The 1,534-nt window shown below is 62.8% G+C and carries 1 protein-coding gene and 1 pseudogene; both read left to right on the top strand.

Going from position 1 to position 1,534, the window contains the following annotated elements; translation table 11 throughout:
* Nucleotides 1-17 precede the first annotated feature (17 nt).
* Nucleotides 18-950: a beta-xylosidase gene (locus EN925_RS35265; RefSeq protein WP_127368129.1), complete on the top strand. Its 933-nt coding sequence runs from the start codon at nt 18-20 to the stop codon at nt 948-950.
* Between the two features lie 175 nt (nt 951-1,125).
* Nucleotides 1,126-1,534 (top strand): annotated as a pseudogene (locus tag EN925_RS35260) (glycosyltransferase family 4 protein); the annotation flags it as partial.

Here is a 1,534-nt window from a genome sequence, read left to right as displayed (position 1 = left end):
CTCGAAAGGACAGCGCCATGGTTGAAGCCGCGATGATCTGGAACGAGCCCAACAACAAATCGCATTGGGATCCCGAGCTCGACCCCGACTGGAGCCGCTTCGCCAGGATGGCAATCCTGGCGGCGGACGCAATCGCATCTGAAAACCCGGCTTTGACCAAAGTGCTCGGTGGCATCTCGCCGATAGACCCGGGATTCATCACCCGCATGAAGGAATTCGGCGTGCTGGATCATGTCGACGCCGTCGCCGTGCACGGCTTTCCGCTCGACTGGAACCTGTGGCAAATCCAGGAATGGCCGCAGAAGATCGGCGAGATCGCGACCGTCACCGACCTTCCCATCTGGGTCAGCGAAGTCGGCGTATCGACCTTCGGCGCCGAGGAAATCCAGGTCTGGGGGCTCAAGCGAACAGCTGAATTGCTGCTCGGCAATGCACCACGCGTCCAGTGGTACAGCCTCTACGATCTTCCGCGTGAATGGGAAGCAACGACGCGTCACCGCGAAGCCGAAGGCTCCTCTTATTACCGTCATTTCCATATGGGGCTGCTGCGCCAGGACGGCACGCCAAAGCCCGCGCTGGAGGAATTCCTGCGCTATACACCCGCAATGGGACTGGTGCAGTGGTTTCATTTCGAAGATCCGCGGCTGGACGACGCTGTCGCCTGGATGAAGCGGCTGGGTGTCACCAATATGCGTACCGGGCTTTCCTGGGCGGACAGTTTTCGGCCGAATGCGCTGGACTGGTTCGACCGGCAGATGGAAGCACTCGCCGATTTCGACGTGACGGTCACCTTCTGCTTCACACCTCAGCATCGCGGAATGATGCCCCACCACACCAGCCCGCCACTGGTGCCGGAGGAGTTCGCGGAATTCTGCTCAACCATGATCCGCCGCTATGCGCCTGGCATGACATCCGCCTCGCTCCCCACGCGGCGGGCCTCGGCCGCGTGAAATCGTCATGCTGCCCATGCATCAGATGCCGGACTGCGCAACACCACTGACAGGTGGGAATGCGGCGCAGGGCACCGGGACGCAACCGGCCGCGACACTCACCGTCCTCAATGTCGCCTACCCTCTCGCGCCCGTCGGACCCGACGCTGTCGGCGGTGCCGAACAGGTTCTGTCGATGCTCGATCGGGCGTTGGTTCACGCCGGCCATCGATCTATCGTCATTGCTTGCCGTGGCTCCAGCACGAGCGGCACGCTTGTGGAAATACCGGCCGAAAACGGCATGCTCGACGAGGCGGCGAAGCGCCGCGCGCAAGAGGCCCATCGCAAAGCGATCGCCGCTGCCCGCGCCCGATGGCCCATCGATGTGGTTCATCTGCACGGCATCGATTTCGACGCTTATCTGCCCGACGATGGTCCGACCTTGGTGACCCTCCACCTGCCGTTGGATTGGTATCCGGCCGCGGCATTGCGCCCGACGCGTGGCGACCTCTGGCTTCATGCGGTCTCGCCCAGCCAGCAGAAAACCGCGCCATCAGGCGCCAGGCTGACGGCACCGATTCCGAACGGCGTCGACATCCAAGCAC

It is taken from the genome of Mesorhizobium sp. M7A.F.Ca.US.006.04.2.1, from assembly GCF_004022915.1.
Lineage (GTDB): Bacteria > Pseudomonadota > Alphaproteobacteria > Rhizobiales > Rhizobiaceae > Mesorhizobium > Mesorhizobium ciceri.
Note: the sequence above shows the minus strand (reverse complement) of the source record. Positions and strands in the feature narration are given on the sequence as shown.